The sequence below is a fragment of the Sulfuricurvum sp. IAE1 genome, assembly GCF_004347735.1.
Taxonomy (GTDB): domain Bacteria; phylum Campylobacterota; class Campylobacteria; order Campylobacterales; family Sulfurimonadaceae; genus Sulfuricurvum.
This window is the reverse complement of the sequence record NZ_SLTI01000042.1, coordinates 109,387-134,756: the sequence shown is the minus strand read 5'-3', so window position 1 is coordinate 134,756 and position 25,370 is coordinate 109,387. Positions and strand designations below refer to the sequence as shown.

The following is a 25,370-nucleotide window of genomic DNA, read 5'->3' as shown; positions in this document are numbered from 1 at the left end:
CAAGAGATGAAAGAGTTGACTATCACCGATTTAAAACTGGCGTTCGAGCAGGACCTGAAAATGTCCCTGTACGTGCACGAACGCTATGGCATCGAAGCCAGCTTCGCCCTCATCGCGTGTGACGAGTACGACATCGACAAAGCCCATCTGACCGAGAACATCCGCCACAGCGACGTCTCCAAACGGCTCAACGAACACTACGTCGCCGTTTTGTTTACGTTCGTCGATCCGACGGGTGCGCGGTGCGCCCTTGAAAAGCTTATCAACCGTTATCCCCAGTTCGATCTCAAAGGCTCCCTAGTCACCCTCAACAAGGGCGACACCATCGAGTCGGTCTGCGAACGCGCCATCGAGGCGAACCGCTACATCCACCAAAATCCGCAGGCCCAGATCATCGACGAGTTTCAGCGGAGGGGATAGGGGTGTCAAACGATACCGTAAAACTCGATTATTTCGAACACGTCGACGGGGAACGCCGAAAACACGAACTGGTGTTTTCATCATCCCTCATCAAGCGCCCCTATGCACCGGAGTCATTGTTCGTGATCCGCGTGGAAGGACAGTCCATGGAGCCCCTGATCGGGCACGATGCGCTCGTCGTCTCCGACCTGTCCCAAAAAGAGTTTGAAAACGGATCGATTTTTTTAGTCTACAAAGACAACCGCATGTGGATCAAAAAAGCTGCGGTGATCGAGGGGGGAGAGTATTTCGTTTCCATCAACGATGGGTACGAGCATCTGGTCTATCCCCGTCCCGAAGTAAGGATCGTTGCCAAAGCGTTGCTGACGTTTACGGGGCTGTAGGCTGGCATCGTGCCGTGAACGTCTGGCGGGTGACGGTTCCCCAGTAGTGATCGTCGTAGCGCTCTTCGCAAAAGGGGGTATCGCCGAACCGCTCTATGGTTTTGCGCCAGAACGCGGTGGCGTAGTCGGCTCCTGAGATCTGTTTGATCTCCCACGTTCCGTTATGGCGTTCCCAGATCGCGTGGGCGAAACGCATACCCGCTTCATTTTTACGGAACACGGGGACGACGTAAAATTCGCATACTTCAAAACTGGCATTCTCTTTTCGGGCAATAGCGGCCAGACCGGCCGGGGTGTCGTCGATGTAGAGAAGATAGCCCAGGATATTCCCTCCGATCAGGGTATCGAGAGCAAAGAGCCCGGAAGCGTCGGGTTTCTTGCCCGTGAGGGGCGAAAATTCCGCCTCGTAGCACTGGGCAAGGTTATGGTAGATGGGGAGATTGTTTTCGGTTACGGGGATGATCTGCAACGTTACCCGCTTATCCGCGTGCCGTTACCTCGAGGAGGTGATAGCCGAACTGGGTTTTGATCGGTCCGTAGAGGACGCCCACATCGCCCGTGAATACCGCGCGATCGAACTCGGGAACCATCTGCCCCGGTCCGAAACGGCCCAGATCGCCTCCTTTGCGTCCTGATGGGCATTGGGAGTTTTGGATCGCCGCTTCCGCGAAATCAAGACCTTCTTCGATTTGTGTTTTGAGTGCGTTGCACTCCTCTTCGGTTGCTACCAGTATGTGCCGTGCTGTTGCCCAAGCCATAGTATCTCCTTTTGTTTTTTGGAATTGTACTTGGATTGTCCTTTTCTTTTTAGAAAAGAAAAGAACGAAAAGAAAAGCGCCCCCGCAACAAGTCGCTTAACCGGCCGCTTCACCCTGCGGCGAGCGGCCTCGCTCTGGGTGTGTTGCGGGGGCAGGGAGTGTTTGATGGGAATGATTTTCGCATACTGCGAAAATAGATAAACAATGTAGAACTAATTAGTTTTTTGGTTTTTCAAAACAAACGGATGCACTTGTCCCGATTTTATTTCCGGTAGTGTATTCAGAGATGTAGAATACACGCCATCCGTCATATTTTTCAAATAATTCTTTCATCTCACTGTTGCTGCGCATATCAACTTCCTCACAGCGTGTCATCATATTCGAATTGATATCAGAATTGCGAATTTGTGATTGGATATTTGCCGGTGCACACGCGGTGAATAGAATTGCGGTTGCTACTGTAGCACTTCCGATGAGATAAGATTTTAATGCCATAAAGTTCTCCTCTATAAAATATAGGAGATTATTTCCTAAAGAGGCTTCTTTTTTACTGAAAAGAATATAATTGATTAGTTTTAATAATTAAACTTTTTATAGAAATGGATTCCCGCTATCGCGGGAATTTGCAGAAGAAAAGAAGTTGTTACAGCGCTTTCGCCATAATACGATTAAGTCGCGCAATAAACCCTGCGGTATCCTCCAGCGTTTCCCCCTCATAGAGTTTCGCCTGATCGAGCAGCACATGCGCCGCATCCTCGATGAGGTTCATGTCCGCCGAATCGCTGAGCTTTTTGATCAGCTCATGGTTCGGGTTGATCTGGAGGATCGGCTTGATCGGCGGGATGTCTCCGCCCATCTGCCCGAACTGCTTCATCATCTGCGCCATCATGTAGCCCGGGTCTTCTTTGTCGATTTTCAGACATACGGCCGACTCGGTGAGATCGAAGGTCGTTTCGACTTTTTTGACCTTTTCGCCGAGCGCGTTTTCAAGCTGCCCGACGAAGGATTCGAGCCCTTTGGCTTTCTCTTCCTGCTCTTTTTTCTCCTCTTCGCTCGCTTCGAGTTTCGCGTCGGAGACGTTGACGAATTTGTACTCGTTGTACTCGCTTACCATCGGGAAGACGATCGTGTCGATCTCTTCGTTGAGCACCAGCACGTCGATCCCTTTTGCTTTGAAGCGTTCCAGTGCCGGAGAGTTTTTGAGCATCGAGAGGGACATTTTCGCCGTGATGTAATAGATCTCTTTTTTCTCTTCGTCCACATTTTTTACAAAGTCGCCGAACATCACCGGGGTGTCGGAGTTCAGGGTATTGAGTTTGAGAAGTTCGAGGATCTTCTCGCGGTTGCCGAAATCGCTGTAAAGCCCCTCTTTGAGGACGTTACCGAACTCTTTGTAGAACGCGTCGTATTTGGCCGCATCGTTTTCGGCGAGTTTGGCGAGTTCGCCGAGCACTTTTTTGACCGAAGCGTTTTTGATCTTCGCCATCACTTTGTTGCTTTGCAGGATTTCGCGGCTGACGTTGAGCGGGAGGTCGGCCGAATCGATCACACCGCGCAGGAAACGCAGGTAGGTCGGCATCAGCTCTTTTTCGTCGTCGGTGATGAAAACGCGGTTGATGTAGAGCTTGATACCGCTTTGGTAATCGACGCGGTAGAGATCCATCGGCGCTTTGGACGGCACGTAGAAGAGGGTGGTGTACTCGAGCGATCCTTCGGCCTTGTTGTGCATCCACAAAAGCGGCTCGCCCGAGTCGTGGGCGATGCTCGAGTAGAAATCCTTGTACTCTTCGTCGGTGATGTCGTTTTTGCTGATCGTCCAGAGGGCGTTGGCTTTGTTGATCTGTTTGTTGACGATCTCGTTGTGCCCTTTTTCTTCACCCTCTTTGGGGGCTACCCACTCTTCCTTGTCCATGAAGATCGGGAAGGGGATGTGGTTGGAGTATTTTTTGATGATGTTCTCGATGCGCCAGCCATCCAGGAATTCGGATTCGTCCTCTTTGAGGTGCATGATGATGCTCGTACCGTGGCTCTCGCGGCTGGCCGGTTCGATCTCGTACTCGCTTCCCGCCATGGATGACCATTTGTAGGCGTTTTCTTCGCCCGCTTTGCGGCTGATCACTTCGACCTTGTCGGCGACCATGAACGAGGCGTAGAATCCGACCCCGAACTGACCGATGAGTTTGGAGTCTTTTTTCTGGTCTCCCGTCAGCTGCTCAAGGAACGCTTTGGTCCCCGATTTGGCGATGGTTCCGAGGTTTTCGACGAGGTCGCTCTCGTTCATCCCGATCCCCGTGTCGCTGATCGTGATGGTTTTGGCCTCTTTATCAAGGGCGATGTCGATGCGGGGATTGAAGGCTACCCCTTTGTATTTCTCGTCAGTGAGGACGAGCATATTGAGTTTGTCCAGGGCGTCCGAGGCGTTCGAGACGAGTTCGCGGACGAAAATCTCCTTGTTGGAGTAGAGAGAGTGGATCATGAGGTGCAAGATTTGTGAGACTTCAGTCTGAAACTGATGTTTTGCCATGTGACATATCCTTTAGTGTGTTGGTATTAAGTTTTTCGAGGATGATTGTAACAAAAAGGATTTAATAATGCAAGAAATATAAAGAAGTTTTAGTCTTAAAGACTCAATAGTTGACGCGTGAGAGGTACAGTCCGTTGTGCGGCGCGAGATCGGAACAGTGGCGATAACGGCAAGAGAGCTGATCTTGGAGCTGTTCTTTGGTCGCTTTGCCTTCGCTGATGCGGAGCAGAAAACCGACCATGAGGCGGATCTGGGAACGGAGAAATCCGTTGGCGTCGAACCGGAGAATCAGATAGCCGCGGTGAGAGTAGGCGTAGGCACGGAAGATCGTCCGGACATAGTGGGTCGTGTCGGAACCGCTTTTTTTGAACAGCTCGAAGTCGTGTTCCCCCTCGAAGAGACTGATCGCGTCGATGATGGCTTTTTCATCGAGGCGCGGAACGAAGGTGACGAAATCGGCTTCGAACGGGTTGGACTCCCCCGCTTTAAGCACGTAGCGGTATGAACGTACCCGGGCACCGTAGCGGGCGTGAAAATCATCCGCAACGGGTTCGATACGGCGGATGCGTATCGAGGAGGGGAGCTGGAGGGCGAGCATTTCGCGCAGCTTGCGAAGGTCCTGCCAGTAGGGGGGAAGGTCGAGATGGATCACCTGGCGCGTTGCGTGGACGCCGCGGTCGGTACGGCCGCTGCCCACGGGGAGCGAATCGATACCCAGACGCTTGAATGCCGCATGCAGGGTCCCGACGACGGTGTTGTCGGTCGTGGTCTGGGACTGAAACCCCATAAACGCCGCCCCGTTATAGCTGAGGGTGAGTTTGACGCGGTTCAAAAGCGTCGGCCGACCAGGCGCCGGTAAAAACCGTACGAGAGGATGAACCACACCAGCGCCGTGGCCCAGATCGTGTGGAAATCGAGCCATTTTTGCGTCATGATCGCGGCGGCGTAGAATCCGACGATGGCGAGGAACATCCACAGGTAGATCCACCGCTTCTGGTGACGGGCGTGGACGACTCCCAGGGCGATCATGAGCCATACCGAGAGAAGCGGAAAGAGGCTAAGGAGGGTGTTGGTGATGAGGAGCTGGTTTTTTTTGTCGCGGCGGTCTTCGTTCGTCCAGTAATCGAGGGTATCGACGTAACGGGTCTGCTCCGTGCTCATCATATCGTTGATATAGGCCGTTTCGAACGGCATCTGTTTGAAAACCTCGTCGTTGTAGCTGTAGCTTTCCCCTTTGCTGAGGCGAAACTGCAAGACTCCGTTGTTATTGATCAGTTCGGCGCTTTTGGCCGAAATGAGGATCTCGTCTTTCATCTCTTTGCTGAAAAGGACGATGTCGCCGTAGGCGCGTTCGGCGTTGTCGCTTTTGTTGATGAAGAGCATCCACTCCCCGAAGTTATGGCCGAATTCCGAAGCCGAGAGGTTGAATTTCGCTTCGGCTTTTTTCTGGTCGAGGAAGTTGGCCGAGATCGTCTTGATGTAGGGGGTGACGATCAGATAATCGATAAACAGCAGCAGCGAGAGGAGCAGTGCCGGAGCGGCGAGGACCCGGGCGATAAAGCGCGGAGGGATCCCCAAGGAAAAAACGACGACCATTTCGTTATCGTTCGAGAGGCGATAGAGGGTGAGCGCTCCGCTGACGAAAAACGAGATCGGGAGGGTGTAAAACAGCAGTTCGGGGAGGACGAAGAGGTAGAGTTTCCCCATCTCCGCGAGGCTCAGCTGGATGACGGCCGTGTAGGTGGCTAGCTTGATCATGAAGATGACCGACGCAATCGCAAACAGCGGCAGGAAAATCGAAAAGAACAGCAGCGAAAGGTTCGAGAGGATATAGCGTCGTAGTTTATCCATAGAGGCCTGCCAGGTAGGTAGTGATGTATCCGTCGAACATTAAGGCGATCCATGCCCCCGTCGCGAGGAAGGGAATGAAGGGGAGCTGCTGTGAGTCTTCGTCTTCGGTGCGGGTCAGCAGAAGTGCGGGGAGGGCGAGCAGCGCCCCGATGAAAATCGCCGCGAGCGCAAGCTGGATCCCCAAAATCGCTCCCATCGTCGCCGCGATCATGATGTCGGCTTCGCCCATAGCCTCTTTTTTAATCGCGTAGGAGAGGTAAAAGCGCAGCAGGGTGAATCCCCCGGCAAAGAGGAGGGCGTTTTGGAAATTGTACGTCAGATGGGCGAACGAAGTCGCGCTGATCACCGCGAGGGTGAGGGCTGCGAGGTTGAGGCTGTCGGGGACCATTTTGTATCGGTAGTCGATGACCGAGAGGGCCAGCAGAAGCACAAAGGCAAGCGCGATCCCGGCGGCAGGGAGGGAAATCCCCAGTTTCATCGCGCTAAGGAGGAAAATAAGTCCGCCCAGCAGTTCAACGAGGGGGTACTGCAGCGAGATTTTCGCGCCGCAGAAACCGCATTTCCCGCGCAGGAAAAGCCAGGAGAGTATCGGGATGTTGTGGTAAAAGCGCAGCGGCGCGTTACAGCTCATGCAGTGCGATGCGGGAAACGAAACACTTTCGTCTTTGGGAAGGCGGAGTATGACCACGTTCATGAACGAACCGACGGCGGCGCCGAGGAGAAATACCAGTATCCATTCCATCAGTTAAGCCCTCCGAAGCGTCTTTCGACGGTTTTGAATTTTTTGATGATCCGTTCAAATTCTGCAGTCGTAAAATCGGGCCACAGCGTGTCGGTAAAGAAGAGTTCGGCATACGCCGACTGCCACAGCAGAAAGTTCGAGAGTCGGTGGTCTCCCCCGGTGCGGATCAGCAGATCGACGTTTTCGTTCGTATCGAGGGCGTGGCCGAGCGACTCGGCGCTGATGGTCTCTCCCCGCCCTAGGAGCGCATTCGCGGCGCGGACGATTTCGTCCTGCGCGCCGTAGTTGAGCGCGAGGCTCTGCACCAGCCCGCTGCAACGGGCCGTCTCTTCCCGTACCCGCTCGATCGTCTTGCGCAAAGAGGGGGAGAAAGAGGAAAGGTCCCCGATGGGTTCGAAGCGGATGTTTCCTTCAAGATACGTTTTTAGCTCGTTTTTGAGGTATTTTTCGAGGAGTTTCATCAAAAATTCCACTTCGAGTTTGGGGCGTTTCCAGTTTTCGGTGCTGAACGCATAGAGGGTCAGACGCTCGATTTCGTCGTTTTCGGCGCAGAACGTGGTGATCCGGCGGACAGTTTCGGCCCCTTTTTCGTGCCCGGCGGTGCGGTTTTTACCCTGGGCCTGCGCCCATCGGCCGTTGCCGTCCATGATGATGGCGATGTGGCGTGCGCGGTTGCTCATAAGCTGCAGGCTTGTGCGTGATGTAAAATTTTTTCGGCAAGGTCGATTTTGGTATGGCGCCCCAGATCGATCTGTTCTTCCCTGGTGATGAAGGTGACCGTGTTCTCTTCCCCGCCGAAACTTTTGGCGTCGTCGAGAAGATTGTAGCACACCGCATCGACCCCTTTTTCGATCAACAGTTTTTTCGCATTTTCAAGCCCCTCTTGGCTGTCCATTTCCGCTTTGAACGCAATCGTACTCACCCCTTCGCGCTCCTGCGCAAGGGTACTGAGAATGTCGGAAGTACGGGTGAGTTCGACTTGCCAGTTTTCTCCGAGCGCCGATTTTTTGAGCTTTCCTCGCTGCGGAAATCTGGGGGTGAAATCGGCGACCGCCGCGACCATGAACAGATAGGGGCGTTTTTGAATGAGCCCTATCGCTTCGGTGCTCGTGAGCGAAGGTTTGCTCAGCTTCCCTTTTTTGGCGACACGGATCGCATCGCGGGTATACTCCAGCATTTCGGCCGCATCGTCGACGTCGATGGTATAGATCGCTTTGGGGAGCCCTTCGCTCCCTTTGGTCGTGATGTAGCAGACATCCGAGCCTTTGAGGTAGAGTGAAAGGGCGATCGCTTTGGCCATTTTTCCCGAAGAAAAATTGGAGACGTAACGCACTTCGTCGATCTTTTCTCTCGTCCCTCCGCCGGTGACCACGACGCGCCGGTCTTCCCAGAAAGGGTCTTTGAGCAGCAGCCTTGCCGTCTCGAAAAAGATGTCGAGCGGTTCGGCCATCGCCCCGTCTCCCGTCGTCTGGCAGGCGAGCTCCTTGGTCTGGGTGGAGACGATTTCGTAGTCGGCCATCGCGAGCATTTTGAGCGATCCCTGGATCATCGGGTTTTGGATCATGTTGGTGTTCGCTGAAGGGGCTAGCACTTTGGGCCCGGCGAACGCCAGCGCGCACTGGGTGAGGATGGTGTCGGCAATACCGTTGGCGAGTTTGGCGATCGTGTTGGCGGTGGCGGGGACGATGACCATCACGTCCGCCCACTGCGAAATTTTGATGTGGTTGAAATCGTCCGCCCACGATTCGTTCGTGTCGTCGAGGACGCCGTTGCGGCTGAGCGCTTCGAAACTCAGCGGCTGGACGAATTTTTGGGCGGCGGGGCTCATGACGACGCGGACGTCGGCTCCCGCTTTCGTGTAGAGGCGTACGAGTTCCAGGGATTTGTACGCCGCGATCGAGCCGGTCACCCCCAAAAGGATCTTTTTGCCCGCGAGAAGGGTGGAGGGGATCAGCATTCTTTCCCTTTACCGAAAAATTTGGCGAAGAACCCGGCGACTTTGCGGACCGGGGTACGGCTGAGGAGCAGAATTCCGCTTTCGTATTTGCCCGCCGTTACGGTGGTACCGGCGGCGATCATCACGTTGTCGCTGATTTCGACGGGGGCGACGAGCTGGGTGTCGCTGCCGACGAAAACGTTTTTCCCGATGATCGTGCGGTACTTTTTCATCCCGTCATAGTTACAGGTGATCGTCCCCGCGCCGATGTTGGTCCCCTCATCGATATCGGCGTCCCCAAGATAGCTCAGGTGTCCCGCCTTGACTCCGCGCAGGTGGGATTTTTTCACTTCGACGAAGTTGCCGACGTGGGTGTTTTCAAGTACGCTCTGCGGACGCAGGTGGGCGAGCGGCCCGACGTCGGAATCGCGCACACTCGAGTCTTCGATGACGCTGTGGGCTTTGAGGTGCGAATTCTCGATGAGGCTCTCACCGCACACCCGTACGCCGTTTTCGACGACGCACTCACCGACGAAACGGACTCCTTCTTCGATGTAGACCGTCTGCGGAAGCTGCATGATCACCCCCGCATCCATCCACGTTTTGCGGATCCGATCCATCATGATCTCTTCGGCGTGGGCGAGATCGGCTTTGGAATTGACCCCTTTGAACTCCTCTTCAGCGACGTAGAGCGGGGCGATCGAGAGGCCGTCGCGCCGTGCCATCTCGATGACGTCGGTGAGGTAGTATTCCCCCTGGGCGTTGTCGTTGGAGAGGCGGGGAATGTAGTTTTGGAGTACGTGGTGTTTGAACGCGTATACCCCGGCGTTGACGGTATTGATCGCTTTTTGCGCTTCGGTGGCGTCTTTTTCTTCGACGATCCGCAGGACTTGTCCTTCTTCGATCACGACGCGTCCGTACCCGCCCGGATTGTCAAGGGGGATGACCGACATGACGATGTCGGCGGGATTGGCGAGGAAGCGTTCGATCGAGCCGCGGGTGATGAGGGGCATATCTCCGTTGAGGACGAGGACGTCGTCGTATTTGGGGCTTACCCCCTTCATCGCCCCCCCGGTTCCGGGGAAGTTTTCGGCATCCTGAACGACAAAGCTCAACCCGTCGAAATGGCGTTCCATCGCCGCTTTCACCGCCTCTTTTTGGTGGGCGATGACGACGATGACGTCGTCGGTGATCTCCCGCGCCGCCTTGATGCTGTAATAGAGCATTTCGCGTCCGCAGATCCGGTGGAGGACCTTGGCGGTGGGCGATTTCATCCGACTCCCTTTTCCGGCGGCGAGAATGACGATAGAAAGAGAATGGGACATAAAAGCTCCTGCATTGATTTGATGCAATTTTATCAGAATTTAATCGAGATACACCCTTAGTTTGTGGTATTATCGCCTCATTAAAAAGAATTCATTTTGGAAAATGCGGGGTACGGTTTGGGTCGTTTGGTCTTTTTGCTCTTGATGATCCCGTTGATGCTTTGGGCCGAAGACGCCCAGGTGCCGGCGATGAACTTCAACCTGACCGCCCCCGAAACCCCCGAAGAGGTGGTGAGTTCGCTCAACGTCCTTTTGGTGCTGACGGTTCTTTTCCTTGCGCCGAGCCTGGTGCTGGTGATGACGACGTTTACCCGTTTCGTCATCGTGTTCGGGTTTTTGCGCCAGGCGCTGGGGACCCAGCAGGTCCCCCCGACGCAGCTGCTGGTCATGCTCGCGCTTATTCTTACGGTGTTCGTAATGGAACCCGTCGCCACAAAGGCCTACGATGAAGGGATCAAACCCTACAGCGAAGAGCTGATCACCTACGACGAGGCGTTCGAAAAAACGACCGAACCGTTCAAAAATTTCATGGTCCGCAACACCCGTGAAAAAGACCTGGCGCTCTTTTTGCGGATCCGGCACATGGAAAATCCCCAGTCGATCAAAGAGGTGCCGCTGACCATCGTCATCCCGGCGTTCGTCATCAGTGAACTCAAAACGGCCTTTGAGATCGGGTTCCTCCTTTTTCTCCCGTTCCTCGTCATCGATATGGTCGTGGCGTCGATACTGATGTCGATGGGGATGATGATGTTGCCCCCCGTCATGATATCGATGCCGTTCAAGATACTCGTTTTCGTGATGGTCGACGGGTGGAATCTTCTCATCGGCAATCTCATCGCCAGTGTCAAATAGCGTTTAAAGGTCTTTCGTGCAGTGTAATTATTTCGGGATCTGCGGCAGCTGCCGCGATTATGAAAACGGATACGAAGGGCAGCTCGAACACAAGCTCTCCGTCGTACGCGAAACGTTCGCCCCGTTTTTCCGGGGCGAGATCGAAATCGTCCGCTCGCCGCAAGAGCGGTTCCGTTCCCGGGCCGAGTTCAAGGTGTACCATGACGAAGGCGGGATGAGTTACGCGATGAACCGCATGGATCGGCAGGGGATGCTCCGGATCCATGAATGCGGCATTGTCGCAGAACCGATCGCGTATGCGATGAAACGGCTTCTGCCCGCGATTTCGGAGCTTGGAATGGGGCACAAGCTTTTTGGTGCCGATTTCCTTGCATCGGGGGAAGGGGAGGTGCTTGTCAGCCTGCTGTATCACCGAAAACTCGACGACGAATGGCTGGCTCTGGCGCGCCGTCTCGAAGAGCGGCTCGGAATCGGCGTTATCGGGCGAAGCCGCGGGCAAAAGATCGTCGTAAGCCGTGACTACGTGACCGAAACGCTCCGTATCGCAGGGCGGGACTACCGTTACGTCCATATCGAAAACAGCTTCACGCAACCCAATCCCAGAGTAAATGAGCGGATGGTCGAATGGTCGCTCGCACAGCTCGAGGGGATCGGCGGCGATCTTCTCGAACTCTACTGCGGGGCGGGGAATTTTACGATACCGTTCGCGTCGCGCTTTGAGCGGGTGCTTGCGACCGAAATCTCCAAATCCTCCATTGCCGCGGCCAGAGAGAACATGAAGCTCAACGGAGTCGACAATATCGATTTCGTCCGCATGAGCGCCGAAGAATTCACGATGGCGCTCGACCGCGTCCGCGTGTTTAACCGCATGGAAGGGGTCGATCTGGACGATTATCGTCTCAAAACCCTCTTCGTCGATCCCCCGCGCGCCGGGCTCGGAGAAGAGCCGTGCGCGTTCGCGTCGCGGTTTGAGCACCTGCTCTACATCTCGTGCAACCCCGAGACCCTGGCGCGCGACCTCGAAATACTCGAACGGACCCATACCGTGAGCGCGATGGCCGCATTCGATCAGTTCCCCTATACCCACCATCTGGAAATGGGCGTCAAGCTGGTCAAAAAAGAAGGGGTTGCATGAAGACGCTGTTTGCAAGTTTGATCGCCGCAGGGTATCTTTACGGGGCTGCCGGAGAGACCCAGGCGGTATTGGGCGACGTCGCCAAGTTACGCCAAAAATACGAAGAGTGCCGTCAGGCGCAGGAAGCCAATCCGAAGATCAAAGGGTATCAGACCCGCATCGCCCGACTCGAAGCGCAGATCAAAGAGAACACGCAACAGCTCAAGACGCTCCAGCAGCGCAACCGCGAAATAGAGCAGGAGATCGGGCGTAAAAAAGGGGTGATCCAAAGCCTGGAAAAAACCCTCACTTCACGCGATGAGCAGCTGCGTTCGGTTTCGGAGCGCAGCGAGCGGCTCGCCAAAGAGGCTAACGCGGTCAAAGTGGGAAAAATCGAGCGGGAGAACCTGACCAAAGCGCTCGCTAAAGCCAAAGAGCAGGTCCGTCTCCTGGAAAACGACCTGAAAAAAAGTTCCGCTGCCTCATTGCGCAAAGAAGCTGCCGACGCGCGCGTCGAGATCGCCCGGCTGCGCAAAGAGCTCGCTGCGGCGCATGCCGCCGCGAAACCGGCCGCTTCCGCTGCAGCGGCTGTCGAACCCCAGCGGGTACAGGCACTCCAGCGGGAACTCGAAAAAGCCAATGCTGCGATTGCGCGGCTCCAGGCCTCTCCCGCCCGGGAAAAAATCGTTACCAAGGTAGTCGAACCGACCGAAAAACTCGCATCGCTTCAACGGGAGCTTACTGCTGCGCGCGCTGAAATCGCCAATCTCAAAGCCTCCAAAGCCGTTCCGGCGCAACCGGTCAAAGTGGTCGAAAAAGTAGTGTATCGCGACCGCCCGGTCGAGAAGATCGTCACCAAAACGACCGAGCCGACCGAAAAGATCAAAGCACTCCAAGCCGAACTCGCAACGGCGAAGAGCACGATCGAAAAACTTAAAAAAGCCCCTTCCGTAAAAGAAAAAGTGGTTGAAAAAGTGGTTTACAAAGACCGGATCGTGACCCAGGAAAAAGTGGTGTACCGCGACCGTCCGGTCGAGAAGATCGTCACCAAAACGGCCGAAACGCCCCAGCAGGTGAAGGCGCTCCAAAGCAGGCTCGCACAGGCCGATGCGCAGATCGCCAAGCTCAAAGCCGACCTCTCCGCAGCCCAAAGCCGTAAAACGGCCGTTGCCGCCGCCCCGGCGCGCGACGCTCGCCCCCTTGCCAAAAGCACCTCGACCGAGCCGTCGAAAGCGGCCGCTTCCGCACCTAAAAAAGGGGGGAAATCGTCAGCATACCGGATGGCCGTAAACGGATCGATTTACAACGCTCCCGGAGGATCGGTCGTCGATACGTGGGAGGCGCGCCGCTCGTTCACCGCGGGGGAACCTTCGGGCGGATGGGTACGCATTACCGGTTATTTCGTCAACCGCGTATGGCAGCCGACCAGTCCGGATGAGAACCTGTGGGTACGGGAGAGCGACGTTATCCGACGATAGAACGCAGAAGCGGCAGAAGCTGGACGAGCTCGAACGACAGCACCGCCAGCCATGCAAAGATACTGATCCCCGCCGCCGCTGCGGCAATATCCTTGATGATGAGGATTTTTTCGTTGTAGCGGGTCTCCATGAAATCGCACATCGCTTCGATGGCCGTATTGAAAATCTCCGCCGAGAGCATCACCCCCGTCGCGAGAACGATCAGCGACGCGTTGAGTTTATCGCTGAAAATCATCACCGGAATCAAAACGGCGACCGAGAGGATGATTTTGTAGAGAACGCTGAAATCATAAATTACGGCAAAGCGGAGGCCTGAGAGGATAATCCGAAACTTCCGCCAAGGGTGGTATCCGCGCTCCCCGGTCCCCAGAAATTTATTCTTCATCGTACCGTCCCCGATTTGACCACCAGTATCGCGATAGCCGCCCAGATCAGGGCGATCAGCGTTCCGGCCATGACGTCGGTGGGAAAATGGACCTGCAGGTACATCCGCGAAAGAACCACCGAAGCCGATATCCCCAGCAACAAGACGCCAAGAAGAAGATTGCCGACCGTCGGACCCGTGTAGACGACGATCCACAGTAAAAGGCTAAACGCGATGATCTGGGTCGTATGGGCGCTGGGAAAAGCGGGGTCGAGCGGGAGTTCGCCGATCGGCCCGAAAAAGTGGGGACGTTTGCGTTCGAACATGTATTTGATGACGTAAGTGGTAATGATTGCGCCGAAAAAACCGATCCCCATCACCCGTTCGACATGTTCGAAACTTTTGGAGAGGGTCAGGACCAAAACCACATAGGAGGGGAGGAGCACCCAGAGCGATCCCAGCCACGTGATCGAGGAAAAAAAACGGTCCAGGGAAGGGTGTTTGAGCTTATGAAACCCTCCCAATACCGCCTGATCCATCTGGAGCAGGTGTCCGCCGCGTACCGCGAGGGTAAGCGCGGCCAGCGCTCCCAGAGCAAGGACCAGTACCGCGAGGAGCAAAAAGCGCTCGTCGGGTGTGAGCTTTTCATGAAAGTTCATGATTCCCCCTTATTCTTGACACATCATTACGGAAGAATCCTTAAAGAACGCAATGGATAAAAAAGGGAGAAGGTAAAAAAAGAGGAGAATCGTGCGGATACGTGGGAGGGGTTAAAACCCGTCCCAAGGCATTTTGGAATCTTTCCAGCCGAACATGAACCCGTTGTCGAGGTTGTAGGCCTTGATCCCTTCTTTTGCCAGTATGTTCGCGGCCGCTTTCGAACGCGGGCCGCTGCGGCAGACGAGGATAACCGAATCGACGTTGCGCAGTTTCATCGCCTTCATGACGTCGCTGACGAAGTTTTTGTTGAAAACCTCTTTGGCGTCGTAGAGTTTTTGTACCTCGACGTGCCCTTTGACCTTGTCGCTTTTGAGTTCATACTCGGCACTTTTGACCCGTTCTTCAACCGATTTTGGGATGTAGGTCCATTCGTAGGCGGGGATGTTGATGAACCCTTCGCCGTGGCCGGTGTAGATGAATTCAAGGGTGGTGCGTACATCGACGATGATCGCTTCCCCTTTCTTTTGCATTTCGTGCGCTTCGGCGGCGGTGAGATCCCCCTCGTAAACGTCTTCAGCGCTGAGCGAGACGCAGGCGAGCAATACAAACAGCAGTTTTTTCATGGCATGTGTTCCGTTGTGCAGGTAAATTTTTCGGTGATTGTATCGGAAAAAGATTACACCCAGATGAAAATCGAACCATAAGTAAAAACAAAGTGATGCTTTAGTGATATTTTTTGGATATTATTACCGGAAAAAATTAGTTTTAATGATTTGTGTTACTTAAAGGAAATGTGTTGCGAGCGGACGATCGGCAGGGTTTGAATGATTGAAAACATAGGGATCACGTATGTCACCGACTGGGAAACGAAAGGGGAAGATTCGACCGGACTCGACCCTTTCGTCGAACCCCTTCGAACATTGGGATGCCGCCTGGAGATATTTCCAGAGCTCCCGTCCCATCTGGAGACGACCGATCTGCTGATTCTCCATCCCCGAACGATGATCCCGGAGATATTGGAGAGCGTCCGCATCAGCAAAGAACGCTATCCCACCCTTAAAACGATCGTCATTTCGAGCGCGCACGGAAGCGACCTTTTTTTGCAGGCCATCGACGTCGGGGTCGATAAATACCTGCTCAAACCCCTTTCGGCCGGTGCGGTACTGATAGTAGCCCAGCGGCTCGTGCGTCAATGCGTGTATGCCAAAGAGGCTCAGCGGGCGTTTACCCATATCCAGTTGATGCATGCCGCGATTTCGAAGACCTCATTCACCGCCCATCTCGATCATAAGGGAATGATCATAGAAATAAACCATCTTCTTGCGTCGAGACTGGGCAGACCCGTCGAAGAGATCGTAGGGGTTCACTGGTTCCGTTTCATCGCCCGCCGTTTTCGGGTTTTTTTGCGGGCGCTGGTGAACGAACGGCTCAAAGCGGGGGAAATTTATCGCGGCATTATCGAGTTCATCGATCTGCACGGTGATTCGGTAATGGTCGATACGACGCTTTATGCGATCCTCGATGACAACCGCCAGGTCGACGAAATCGTTTTCATCGGTCATGACATGAGCGAAATGAACCGTGCGATCGTTTCGAGTATGAAACGGATGATCGACCACGATACCTCGCCCGCGGTTTTGTACAATTACCGTTACGAGCCGATCGCCGTCAACCGCAATTTTGCCGAACTGGGCGGATATGCGGGGAGCGATGAGTGTTTCGCCGCGTACAAGGCATGCGACTGGTTCCGTGAAGAGGGGGAAAATCTGGTCCCGATCCTCGAACATCACAAAAAACCGAAAAAAGCCCTTGAGAAGATTTTTGCTCTCTATCGTGCAGGAGAGTTTAACAGCCGTGCGGTTCTCATACGCCCCGATCAGGATAAACGCTATTTTCAGCTTCATACCGCCGAAATGCCCAATCCTATGATCCCTGATGACCATTACCATATCCTCTATTTCGTCGACGTCACCGATTTTGAACGCCTCAAAGAAGAGAAACTCAGCGACGCCAAGCTCATGAGCGTCGGCAGACTTGCGGCAAGCATCACCCACGAGATCAATACCCCCATCACGTACATCAAAGGGAACCTCGAGCTGCTGAAACTCGAATGCGACGAAAAGCTGCCCGAGGCGGAAGGGTTGTTCCGCCCGATCGAAGAGGGGATTGAACGGATACAGTCGATCGTCGCGTCGATGTACGAGTTCGCCGGTACGGGCAAAGAGGAGATGAAGCCCTGCAATCCTTATACGACCCTCGTTTATGCACTGCGGATCGTCATGAACCGTTCCCGTCACATCGTCCCCATAACGATCAACGGGGAGCTTTTTTCGTACGAAACGAAATACGACCGGTTCGAAGGGTGCCGGACGCTGGGGATCGCGACGCGGCTTGAACAGGTGTGGATTATTATTTTAAATAATGCACTGGATGAGTTCGAAAAAGGTAAAATAGCGTATGCCGACCGACGATTGGCGATTGCGTTCGAGTGCGACGACGCGCGGATCCGGATCAAAATTTCCGACAATGCCGGAGGGATTCCCAAGGGTATCCTCCCGACCATTTTTGATTTTGCGGTCGGGGGGGAAAAGAAAAAAAGCATGGGAATCGGGCTAAACGTGGCCAAGGCGATCATCGACAAACACGGCGGGAAAATCAGCGTGGCCAACCGCAACCGGGGTGCGGAATTTGAAGTTGTATTAAAAACCTATCAGGAGAAGGAGTAGTATGTTTTTCGGGAATGAAATCAAAAGATACCGCGACGAAGCCGCCGAGCTTCGCGCCGAACGCGACCGTCTGGCCGCCGAGCTGGAACTATACAAAGAGATCGCCGCGCTCAGCGACAAGGAAGCGGTCGTTGTCATCGATTCGAAAAACGAGCCGGTGTTTTTCAACACCCGTGCCGAAGCGATCGACGACAAAATCTCCCTTGTGCGCGCACTCTCATCGGGGGCGCACGAAGTGGTCGTCGGTGAATGCGAGGCCGATGTCGTCCAAAAGAGCCTTCGTAACGGATTCAAAGGGTTCGTCCTTCACAAATCCTCAACCGTTAGCGGCGAAGAGGGGGGATTGCTCGAGATGCACCAAAAAAGCATCCGCGGTGCGCTCAGCGCCACGCAGAAAGTCTTTATCGACATCCTTGAAAAACTCAAAGACATGACCGAACAGTCGCGCGAAACGGCCCAGGGTTCCCAAGAGGGGCTTCGGCTGGCTAAAGAGGTTGACGAGGGGATGAACAAGCTCGCCGAACTGATGGAGGGGACGATGAACACGACGGCCAATCTGGTCAGCCGTTCGCACGAAGTTTCCAGCGTCGTTGCACTGATTAAAGATATTGCCGACCAGACCAACCTCCTCGCCCTCAACGCTGCGATCGAAGCGGCGCGTGCCGGAGAACACGGACGGGGATTCGCCGTCGTTGCCGATGAGGTGCGCAAGCTTGCCGAACGGACCCAGAAAGCGACCAAAGAGATCGAAATCGTTATCCAGTCGATGACCCAGGATACGAGCGAGATCGAAACGGCGACCGGAGAACTTTCCGGGATCGTTTCGGAGACCAAGGACGACGTTTCGCAGATGGGAGAGCGGATGGAGATATTCCAGCGCAACGCTTCACGCAGCGTGTACGAGATCATGGACATCAGCAACTACATTTTCAGCAACCTCGCCAAAATCGACCACGTTATCTATAAAAACAACGTTTACGCCTTCCTTTTCGGACAGGAGAGCGATTTTAAACCGGTCGATCACCACTCCTGCCGTCTGGGCAAATGGTACGACAGCGGCCTCGGTAAAGAGCAGTTCGGGCACCTCAAGTCCTACAGTCGGCTCGAAGGGCCCCACTCTCAGGTCCATACGCAGGCCAATGCCCTTATCGCCGACTGCGGCGACGGCAAAAAACTGTGTTCGCGCACCCAGATCGAGGAACGCATCCGTAAAATCGAGGAGGCCAGCCACGGCGTTTTCGAAGCACTGGACGTACTGGTGGCGGAAAAAACAGAGGATTTGATGGAACACGCGATTGATAATTTATTTGGAGGTAATGAATGATCCGTTTGATGATTGTAGACGATGAAGCGTCCATCGGGACGATGCTGGAAAAAGCACTGGGGCGCACCGGGGACATCAAGGTGACCTATTTCGATAATCCCCTAAGCGCTTTGAGCCGCTTCAGAGCCGGAGAATTTGACGGCGTACTGCTTGATATCATGATGCCGCAGCGCGACGGGTTGAGCGTACTCGAAGAGATCAAGGCCAAAGATCCCGAATGTGTCGTTATTATGATGACGGCCTATTCGACGCTGGACAAAGTGCTGCAAAGCCACAAGATCGGTGCGGACCATTATGTCCTCAAACCGTTTGATTCTCTTGCCGCCGTTGAGAAAAAAGTTCGGGAACTGATCCCGAATCGCTAATGCGGTTCAAAGGGGAGAAGGCTCCCCTTTTTTATTTCCTTCTTTTTTATACCTTAGTAATTCTGTATGGATGCTTGACAATAAGAAAAATCTATTTTACTATGGCGAAAAAAAAGAAGGGGTCTCTTATGGCTCAACAATGCCCACTGATTTTTCGCCAGGTCGATGCTACGGTGACGCGGATCAATACGCTGTTCGTGATGAGCGGGGTAATTGCGTACCTGGTAAGCGGGATCGTGGCGATCCTGCTTTTTTTGACGGTCGATTTCGCGCTTCGTCTCTACGGAGTCAAACATCTCAGTCCGATCCAGAACGTATCCCTATGGATTCAGCGCCGTCTTTCTTTGCCAAGCCGTATGGAAGATGCCGGGGCCAAACGGCTGGCCGCTTTGTTCGGCATCGGGTTTGTCGCGGCGATGGCGCTGTTTCATTTTCTGGGAATCGCATGGGCGGTTAACGCCGTTGCGGTGATTTACCTTTTCTGCGCGGCTTTGGATCTCTTTTTCGGCTACTGCATCGCGTGCAAACTTTACCACTGGACCAAAAAAATCTATCCGAAAGGGTTTGAATAATGGCGATGCTCTCTTCCAAGGCGATTTACGGTCTGGCCGCCATGCATGTCCTCTCCCATGCCCCTTACGGCCGTGCGATGCAGGTACGCGAAATCGCAGCGATGACGAAAATATCCCACGGCTATCTCGAACAGCTTTTGTCGATGCTGCGCCGCAATCATCTGCTCAACAGTACACGGGGAGCAAGCGGCGGATACAAACTCGCGCGCCCTCCGCATGAAATCGAAGTGCTCGAAATCATCGAGGCGTTGGAAGGACCGTTTTACAAAATCGACGGGAATGTCGGATCGAGCCTGATCCTTGAGTATTTCTGGGGCGATATCGAAGAGAAGATGCGCCGCCTTTTCGGAATGAAGCTTTCCGAAATCGATCAGGCGTACCAGCCTTATCATTACGACATCTAAGGCTTAGTTTCCCCGTCCCCGTTTGGCGTCGATCAGCTTGCGGTTATGCCGCATCATCGATTCGATCTCGGACGCGTCTTTGACGAGATACTGCTGGCGGAAGCTTTGGGCGTTTTTGGCGTCGACTTCGCGGTAAAATTCTTCGAGGGTGGCCCCGCGTCCTACGCTCTGAGGAGTGAAAGGGCGGCTTTCGATTTTTACCGTCGTCGGGGTATAGCGGTCGATAATCAGGTCTCGGGCGGTTTTTTTACGCATGGGAAACTCTTTGTGTATTCGGAATACAGACGACAAGCAAATCGCGTACCCGAAATCTTGAGGGGATACTTGAAAGATCAAAGACCTTCATTGATGACGTACCATAGCCTTTCCACTTCGCGGTCGTCCAAAAAGAGGGTGGAAGCGTGTTCGTAAAGCCATTCGAGCCCTTTGGGATTGATGCTCAGGGTGTGGGAGCACTGGCGGTGGGCGGGTAAAAAAGCGCGAATCAGCGATATGTCCCCTTCGATCGGGAGATCGCAAAAAAAACAGTCCATATCGCGGTGCAGCCGCCCTTCGTGTTCCAGGAGGCGTACGTAGGCTTCGACGGCGACCCGTTTGGGGTTTTGTTCTTTCCATTTGGATGCCGCATCGTCGAGAAGGGCAAAATAAAAGCTGCCGATCTCTTCGGCGTCTTTGAGGTGAGGGTAGAACAGGGAGATAAATTGCTGCCACAGCCTCATCCGTTCAAAATCCCCAAGCCACGGATACCCTAGGTGAATCACGTCGCGCAGTCGGGCGATGGAGGACTTGAGCGAATGCTCGGCTTCGAAATCGATTTTGTAGCCGACATTGATCGGGCTGTGCCGTGCGCCGTAAAAACGATAAAGCGTCTGTAAGCTTTCCTCGGCTATGATGGTGACGATCGTATCTTCTTCCCGCGCACGGTTGAGACGGATGATGAAGCCCTGCATATTTGGTTCTACTCTACACAAAAATCTGATAAATTTCTAAAACGCTCCGCTATTTTAACCTTTTTTAACCTGACAATCGGTATAATTTACGAAATTTTGACCTCTATAAACTACTTATGTTTAAAAAGAGATTAAAAAATAACAATTTGCCGAAATTGTTCCGGTGAAAGGTGACGATTCCAGTGGAATACCGAGATTTATTACGTTCATTCAAAGACAACTGCGGGTTTGGTCTGATCGCCAACATCAAAAACCGCCCTTCGCACGAAAACCTCGAAAACGCGATTACCGCGCTCGAGCGGATGATGCACCGCGGCGCCGTCGCGGCGGACGGAAAAACGGGGGACGGCAGCGGACTGCTCCTTTCCCTTCCCCGCGAGTTCATGCGCGCTACCGCGGCGGAGCTGGGAGTAGAACTCCCTAAAATGTACGCCGTTGCGGTGGTGTTCACCCGTGATGCGTCCCAACTCTCAACGCTGGCAAAAGTATGTGCCAACAACGACCTCAAAGTGGTGCTGGACCGTGTCGTTCCGGTCGATACGAACGCGCTCGGAGAGCAGGCGCTGGCCACTCTGCCCGAAATTCACCATATCTTTATTACGCCCAATTCGCTGATGGCGTCCCAGCGCTTCGATGCGCTGGTCTACCTGAGCCGCAAAGAGACCGAACACGCCCTGGTTGACGATCCCGATTTTTACATCGCGTCGATGTCGACCCGCGTCGTCTCCTATAAAGGGTTGATCATGCCGACCCATATCAAAGAGTTCTACCCCGATTTGCAAAACGAGAAATTTAAAATCTCGTTTGCGCTGTTCCATCAGCGCTTTTCGACGAATACCCTTCCCAAATGGCGTCTTGCCCAGCCTTTCCGCGCAGTCGCCCACAATGGGGAAATCAATTCGGTCGAAGCGAACCGCTTCAACGTCGCGGTCAAATCCGAGTCGATCAAAAGCGACGTGTTTACGGCCGAAGAGATCGAGCGCCTTCTGCCGATTCTTCAGCCGGGAGGTTCGGACAGTGCCAGCGCCGACAATTTCTTTGAGTTCCTGATCGTCAACGGGATGGACTTTTTCAAAGCGGCGCGGGCCGTCATCCCCGCACCGTGGCAGAACGCTCCGCACATGGACCCCGAGCTGCGCGCATTCTACGAATACCACTCGACCGTGTTCGAAGCGTGGGACGGTCCTGCGGCGTTCTCCCTTACCGACGGACGCTACATCGGGTGTGTACTCGACCGTAACGGGCTTCGTCCTTCCAAATACATCATTACCGACGACGATACGCTCCTCATCGCGAGCGAATACGGTGTTATCGATATTCCCGAAGAGAACATCAAGGAACGGGGACGCCTCCAGTCGGGACAGATGATCGGGCTTGACCTCAAATTCGGGAAAGTGCTTAAAGACGAGGACATCAACAATTACCTCAAAAGCTCCAACCCGTACATGAAATGGCTCAACGATCATATGATCTACCTGCAAGAGCACGTCGAAGAGCAGTACGTCACCCGCTGCGACTACGATGCCGCCAACCTGGTCGCCCGCCAGCGCTTTTACAACATCACCCAGGAAGTGGTCGAGCAGGTGATCGAGCCGATGATCCGCGACGGCAAGGAAGCAGTCGGATCGATGGGAGACGACACGCCTCTTGCCGCGTTCAGCACCGTACAGCGCAGTTTCAGCGACTATTTCAAACAGCGCTTCGCACAGGTGACCAACCCGCCGATCGACCCGATCCGTGAAAAAGTGGTTATGAGCCTCAACACCGGCTTCGGCGAAACTCATAATATTCTTGATGAGATCCCAAGCCATGCCCATCGCCTCAAGGCGACGTCGCCGGTCATCACCCGTGAAAAACTCGACGTCCTCAAATCATTCGGGGATAAAAACTCTCCGCGATTCGAGCCGTTTTACGCAAACCGCACGTTCTCGACGGCCTACAAAGGTTCTTTGAAACCGGCTCTTGAAGCGTTGGTGGACGAAGTGGTTAAAGCAGTCCGCGAAGAGGGGATCCGTATCGTGATCCTTGACGACGCCGGTTTCGATGCCGAACACAAAACGATTCCGATGCTGATGGCGGTAGGGCGCCTGAGCCGTGCGTTGCTGGATGAAAAAATCCGCCACCTCACCTCGATCGTCGCCTGTACGAGCGAAGTAGTCGATTCTCACGGTGCTGCAACGCTTATCGCCTACGGGGCAAGCGCCGTTTATCCTTCGCTTTTGTTTGCGACCGTGGCGGCGCACCTGGATGAGCACGGCAAAGAGATCAGCTGTTCCGAAGCGTTCAAGTCGGTCCATCACGCCATCAATTCCGGATTGCTCAAAATCATGTCCAAAATGGGTATTTCGACGATCGCGTCGTATCGCAATTCCGGTCTTTTCGACGTCATGGGACTCAGCCGCGAGATGGTCGAGGAGTGTTTCGGCGACTCGCACGTCCTTATTCCGGGGCTGACGTACGACGACATCGACGCGCGTCTTGAACGTAACCACAAAGAGGCGTTCGCCGCAGGCGGGTTCAATCGGATGTTCCCGCTTAAAATCGGTGGCTTCTATAAATTCTACAACGGGCAGGAACACCACGATTTCAGCCCCGACGTAATCCATGCGATTCATCGCGTTTCGAAAACAGGAAAAAGGGAAGACTTCGACCGCCTCAGTGCACTGGTCAACGGCCGCGGTCTGAAATTTATCCGCGACTTTTTCGAATTCAAATCCGACAGAGCACCGATCGACATCAGCGAAGTCGAGCCCAAAGAGGCAATCTTCAAGCGGTTCGCTTCCGCGGCGATGTCGCTGGGATCGATCTCTCCCGAAGCGCATGAATGCCTGGCGGTAGCCATGAACACCATCGGGGCACAGTCCAACTCGGGTGAGGGCGGCGAAGACGCGGCGCGTTTCGGAACCCTCAAAAATTCGAAAATCAAACAGGTCGCATCGGGACGTTTTGGGGTTACTCCCGCATACCTTCGCAGCGCCGAAGAGATCCAGATCAAAATTGCCCAGGGGGCCAAGCCCGGAGAAGGAGGACAGCTTCCGGGGCACAAAGTCAGCGGCCTGATCGCCCGATTGCGCTATACGATGCCGGGCGTCACACTGATTTCGCCTCCGCCGCACCACGATATCTATTCGATCGAGGATCTGGCACAGCTCATTTTCGACATGAAACAGGTCAATCCTGATGCAACGGTGGCGGTCAAACTCGTCTCCGCAGCGGGTGTCGGTACGATCGCGGCAGGGGTTGCCAAAGCCTATGCCGATAAAATCATCATCTCCGGCGGCGACGGCGGTACCGGTGCGGCTCCGCTTACGTCGATCAAATTTGCGGGGAACCCTTGGGAACTGGGCCTCTCCGAAGCCCATAACGCCCTCAAAGCGAACAACCTCCGCGGACTCGTCCACGTTCAGACCGACGGCGGGCTCAAAACGGGGACCGATATCGTCAAAGCGGCCCTTCTGGGTGCCGAGAGCTATGCGTTCGGTACGGGTGCGCTGACCATTATCGGATGTAAGATGCTCCGTATCTGTCACGTCAACAAATGTTCCGTCGGGGTTGCGACGCAAAACGAAAAACTCCGCAAAGAGTATTTCACCGGAACGGTCGATCAGTTGATCAACTATTTCACCTACCTCGCTGAAGACGTGCGCAAAATCATGGCGCAGCTCGGATACCGCACGATGGAAGAACTGATCGGGCGTAGCGACCTTCTCCGCGTCGTGGATGATGAATTCGCGAAAAAATTCGATTTCAGCTCCGTCCTCCACCGCGAAGAGGGGGTTAATACCTGCCAGTCGCGCTCAAACGAGCCCTTCGACGACAACGCGTTCGAGAAAAAAGTTCTCGCCGAAGTGATGGATGCGATCAAACATCCCGAACGCGGAGTTCGCGTTGTCCGTGACATCTGTAACCTCAACCGGAGTTTCGGTGCCCGTATCAGCGGTGAAATCGCACAGTATTACGGAGATGCGGGGCTTAAAGAGGATACGATCCGCATCGATCTTAAAGGGATCGCCGGTCAGGCCCTCGGCGCTTTCTTGATCAACGGCGTGTCGATCCGTCTGGACGGCGTGGCGAACGACTACATCGGTAAAGGGATGCACGGCGGTAAAATCGTCATCAAGTCCCAGAATCAGGGAGAGGCGTTCAGTGCCGGCGGTAATACGTGTCTTTACGGCGCAACAGGCGGTAAACTCTTTATTGCCGGTTCGGTCGGAGAGCGTTTCGCGGTTCGTAACTCGGGTGCGCTTGCCATCGTCGAAGGGACGGGTGACAATGCGTGCGAATACATGACCGGCGGTGTCGCCGTCATCCTCGGTAAAACGGGAATCAACTTCGGTGCTGGGATGACGGGAGGGTTTGCGTTCGTGTACGACGCCGACCACAGTTTCGTTGAAAACGTCAACCGCGAGCTGGTCGACGCGTTGCGGATCGATACCGATGACGGCGACGAAGCGCGCCACTACCTCAAACGTCTCCTCAAAGAGTACGTTACCGAGACCGAGAGCGAAAAAGCGAAAGAACTATTGAAAAATTTCCGTGTCGAGATCCGTAATTTCTGGCTCGTACGCCCGAAAAACCTAACCAAACTCCCACTCAATCCGGACAAAGGGGACTAAACCATT

Annotated in this window: 26 protein-coding genes; 11 read left to right on the top strand and 15 right to left on the bottom strand. The window is 54.3% G+C overall.

Translation table 11 applies throughout. From position 1 onward, the window contains the following. Positions 1–6: 6 nt before the first annotated feature. Both E0765_RS05835 and E0765_RS05830 read left to right on the top strand, forming a co-directional pair. A complete protein-coding gene (locus tag E0765_RS05835; RefSeq protein ID WP_132812286.1) occupies positions 7–420 on the top strand; it encodes a hypothetical protein in 414 nt (137 codons plus the stop codon). Positions 421–422: 2 nt separating this feature from the next. Next, a complete protein-coding gene (locus E0765_RS05830; protein WP_223175679.1) occupies positions 423–803 on the top strand; it encodes a S24 family peptidase in 381 nt (126 codons plus the stop codon). Here E0765_RS05830 and E0765_RS05825 read toward each other — a convergent pair. The 10 genes from E0765_RS05825 to glmU form a co-directional block, all read right to left on the bottom strand. Continuing rightward, positions 790–1,272 (bottom strand): GNAT family N-acetyltransferase, encoded by a 483-nt coding sequence (locus tag E0765_RS05825; RefSeq protein WP_132812285.1) that lies wholly within the window; start codon positions 1,270–1,272, stop codon positions 790–792. The genes E0765_RS05830 and E0765_RS05825 overlap by 14 nt on opposite strands. Positions 1,273–1,282: 10 nt before the next feature. Continuing rightward, positions 1,283–1,561: a peptidylprolyl isomerase gene (locus E0765_RS05820; protein WP_132812284.1), complete on the bottom strand. Its 279-nt coding sequence runs from the start codon at positions 1,559–1,561 to the stop codon at positions 1,283–1,285. Positions 1,562–1,777: 216 nt separating this feature from the next. Continuing rightward, a complete protein-coding gene (locus E0765_RS05815) occupies positions 1,778–2,056 on the bottom strand; it encodes a hypothetical protein (RefSeq protein WP_132812283.1) in 279 nt (92 codons plus the stop codon). 148 nt (positions 2,057–2,204) lie between these two features. Beyond that, positions 2,205–4,085 (bottom strand): molecular chaperone HtpG, encoded by a 1,881-nt coding sequence (gene htpG / locus E0765_RS05810; RefSeq protein ID WP_132812282.1) that lies wholly within the window; start codon positions 4,083–4,085, stop codon positions 2,205–2,207. A gap of 103 nt (positions 4,086–4,188) precedes the next feature. Further along, positions 4,189–4,917 (bottom strand): tRNA pseudouridine(38-40) synthase TruA, encoded by a 729-nt coding sequence (gene truA, locus E0765_RS05805; protein ID WP_132812281.1) that lies wholly within the window; start codon positions 4,915–4,917, stop codon positions 4,189–4,191. Then, positions 4,914–5,936 (bottom strand): LptF/LptG family permease, encoded by a 1,023-nt coding sequence (locus tag E0765_RS05800; protein ID WP_132812280.1) that lies wholly within the window; start codon positions 5,934–5,936, stop codon positions 4,914–4,916. Before E0765_RS05800 ends, truA begins: the two co-directional genes overlap by 4 nt. After that, a complete protein-coding gene (locus E0765_RS05795) occupies positions 5,929–6,678 on the bottom strand; it encodes an A24 family peptidase (RefSeq protein WP_132812279.1) in 750 nt (249 codons plus the stop codon). Before E0765_RS05795 ends, E0765_RS05800 begins: the two co-directional genes overlap by 8 nt. Next, positions 6,678–7,358 carry a di-trans,poly-cis-decaprenylcistransferase gene (locus tag E0765_RS05790; RefSeq protein ID WP_132812278.1) on the bottom strand — a complete coding sequence of 227 codons (681 nt, stop codon included), beginning with the start codon at positions 7,356–7,358 and terminating at the stop codon, positions 6,678–6,680. The genes E0765_RS05795 and E0765_RS05790 overlap by 1 nt, the downstream gene beginning before the upstream one ends. Further along, positions 7,355–8,635 (bottom strand): bifunctional phosphopantothenoylcysteine decarboxylase/phosphopantothenate--cysteine ligase CoaBC, encoded by a 1,281-nt coding sequence (coaBC, locus tag E0765_RS05785; RefSeq protein ID WP_132812277.1) that lies wholly within the window; start codon positions 8,633–8,635, stop codon positions 7,355–7,357. Before coaBC ends, E0765_RS05790 begins: the two co-directional genes overlap by 4 nt. Continuing rightward, a complete protein-coding gene (glmU, locus tag E0765_RS05780) occupies positions 8,629–9,939 on the bottom strand; it encodes a bifunctional UDP-N-acetylglucosamine diphosphorylase/glucosamine-1-phosphate N-acetyltransferase GlmU (RefSeq protein ID WP_132812276.1) in 1,311 nt (436 codons plus the stop codon). Before glmU ends, coaBC begins: the two co-directional genes overlap by 7 nt. Before the next feature lie 117 nt (positions 9,940–10,056). Between glmU and fliP the strand changes: the two genes are divergently transcribed. Genes fliP through E0765_RS05765 form a run of 3 tightly spaced genes read left to right on the top strand, consistent with a single transcriptional unit; the run spans position 10,057 to position 13,383 of the window. Beyond that, the gene (gene fliP, locus E0765_RS05775) at positions 10,057–10,791 is read left to right on the top strand and encodes a flagellar type III secretion system pore protein FliP (protein WP_132812275.1); all 735 of its coding nucleotides are present in this window, start codon (positions 10,057–10,059) and stop codon (positions 10,789–10,791) included. Positions 10,792–10,807: 16 nt separating this feature from the next. Continuing rightward, positions 10,808–11,926: a tRNA (uridine(54)-C5)-methyltransferase TrmA gene (gene trmA, locus E0765_RS05770; protein WP_132812274.1), complete on the top strand. Its 1,119-nt coding sequence runs from the start codon at positions 10,808–10,810 to the stop codon at positions 11,924–11,926. Then, complete coding sequence (locus E0765_RS05765) at positions 11,923–13,383, top strand: hypothetical protein (protein ID WP_132812273.1); 1,461 nt, start codon at positions 11,923–11,925, stop codon at positions 13,381–13,383. Before trmA ends, E0765_RS05765 begins: the two co-directional genes overlap by 4 nt. On the opposite strand, the gene E0765_RS05760 is transcribed toward E0765_RS05765, so the two are convergent. The 3 genes from E0765_RS05760 to E0765_RS05750 all read right to left on the bottom strand — a co-directional run bounded on the left by E0765_RS05760 (position 13,370) and on the right by E0765_RS05750 (position 15,030). Further along, entirely contained in the window at positions 13,370–13,768 is a 399-nt protein-coding gene (locus tag E0765_RS05760; protein ID WP_132812272.1) for a diacylglycerol kinase, read from the bottom strand. The genes E0765_RS05765 and E0765_RS05760 overlap by 14 nt on opposite strands. Then, a complete protein-coding gene (locus E0765_RS05755) occupies positions 13,765–14,406 on the bottom strand; it encodes a phosphatase PAP2 family protein (RefSeq protein ID WP_132812271.1) in 642 nt (213 codons plus the stop codon). Before E0765_RS05755 ends, E0765_RS05760 begins: the two co-directional genes overlap by 4 nt. Positions 14,407–14,517: 111 nt before the next feature. Further along, positions 14,518–15,030, bottom strand: coding sequence for a rhodanese-like domain-containing protein (locus tag E0765_RS05750; RefSeq protein WP_132812270.1), 513 nt, complete (start codon positions 15,028–15,030; stop codon positions 14,518–14,520). A 201-nt stretch (positions 15,031–15,231) separates the two neighbouring features. On the opposite strand from E0765_RS05750, the gene E0765_RS05745 reads away from it, so the two are divergent. The 5 genes from E0765_RS05745 to E0765_RS05725 all read left to right on the top strand — a co-directional run bounded on the left by E0765_RS05745 (position 15,232) and on the right by E0765_RS05725 (position 19,798). Beyond that, a complete protein-coding gene (locus E0765_RS05745; RefSeq protein ID WP_132812269.1) occupies positions 15,232–17,133 on the top strand; it encodes an ATP-binding protein in 1,902 nt (633 codons plus the stop codon). A gap of 1 nt (position 17,134) precedes the next feature. Then, positions 17,135–18,457: a methyl-accepting chemotaxis protein gene (locus tag E0765_RS12805; protein ID WP_132812268.1), complete on the top strand. Its 1,323-nt coding sequence runs from the start codon at positions 17,135–17,137 to the stop codon at positions 18,455–18,457. Beyond that, complete coding sequence (locus E0765_RS05735) at positions 18,454–18,822, top strand: response regulator (protein ID WP_132812267.1); 369 nt, start codon at positions 18,454–18,456, stop codon at positions 18,820–18,822. The genes E0765_RS12805 and E0765_RS05735 overlap by 4 nt, the downstream gene beginning before the upstream one ends. 128 nt (positions 18,823–18,950) lie before the next feature. Continuing rightward, positions 18,951–19,394: a DUF4395 domain-containing protein gene (locus E0765_RS05730; protein WP_165921682.1), complete on the top strand. Its 444-nt coding sequence runs from the start codon at positions 18,951–18,953 to the stop codon at positions 19,392–19,394. Continuing rightward, positions 19,394–19,798: an Rrf2 family transcriptional regulator gene (locus E0765_RS05725; protein WP_132812265.1), complete on the top strand. Its 405-nt coding sequence runs from the start codon at positions 19,394–19,396 to the stop codon at positions 19,796–19,798. Before E0765_RS05730 ends, E0765_RS05725 begins: the two co-directional genes overlap by 1 nt. Positions 19,799–19,801: 3 nt before the next feature. Here the strand turns inward: E0765_RS05725 and E0765_RS05720 are convergent, their stop codons facing one another. Beyond that, on the bottom strand, positions 19,802–20,053 hold the full coding sequence (locus E0765_RS05720) for a hypothetical protein (RefSeq protein ID WP_132812264.1): 252 nt from the start codon (positions 20,051–20,053) through the stop codon (positions 19,802–19,804). 77 nt (positions 20,054–20,130) lie between these two features. After that, positions 20,131–20,748, bottom strand: coding sequence for a recombination protein RecO (recO, locus tag E0765_RS05715; RefSeq protein WP_132812263.1), 618 nt, complete (start codon positions 20,746–20,748; stop codon positions 20,131–20,133). Positions 20,749–20,930: 182 nt separating this feature from the next. On the opposite strand from recO, the gene gltB reads away from it, so the two are divergent. Then, positions 20,931–25,364, top strand: coding sequence for a glutamate synthase large subunit (gene gltB / locus E0765_RS05710; protein WP_132812262.1), 4,434 nt, complete (start codon positions 20,931–20,933; stop codon positions 25,362–25,364). Positions 25,365–25,370 lie beyond the last annotated feature (6 nt).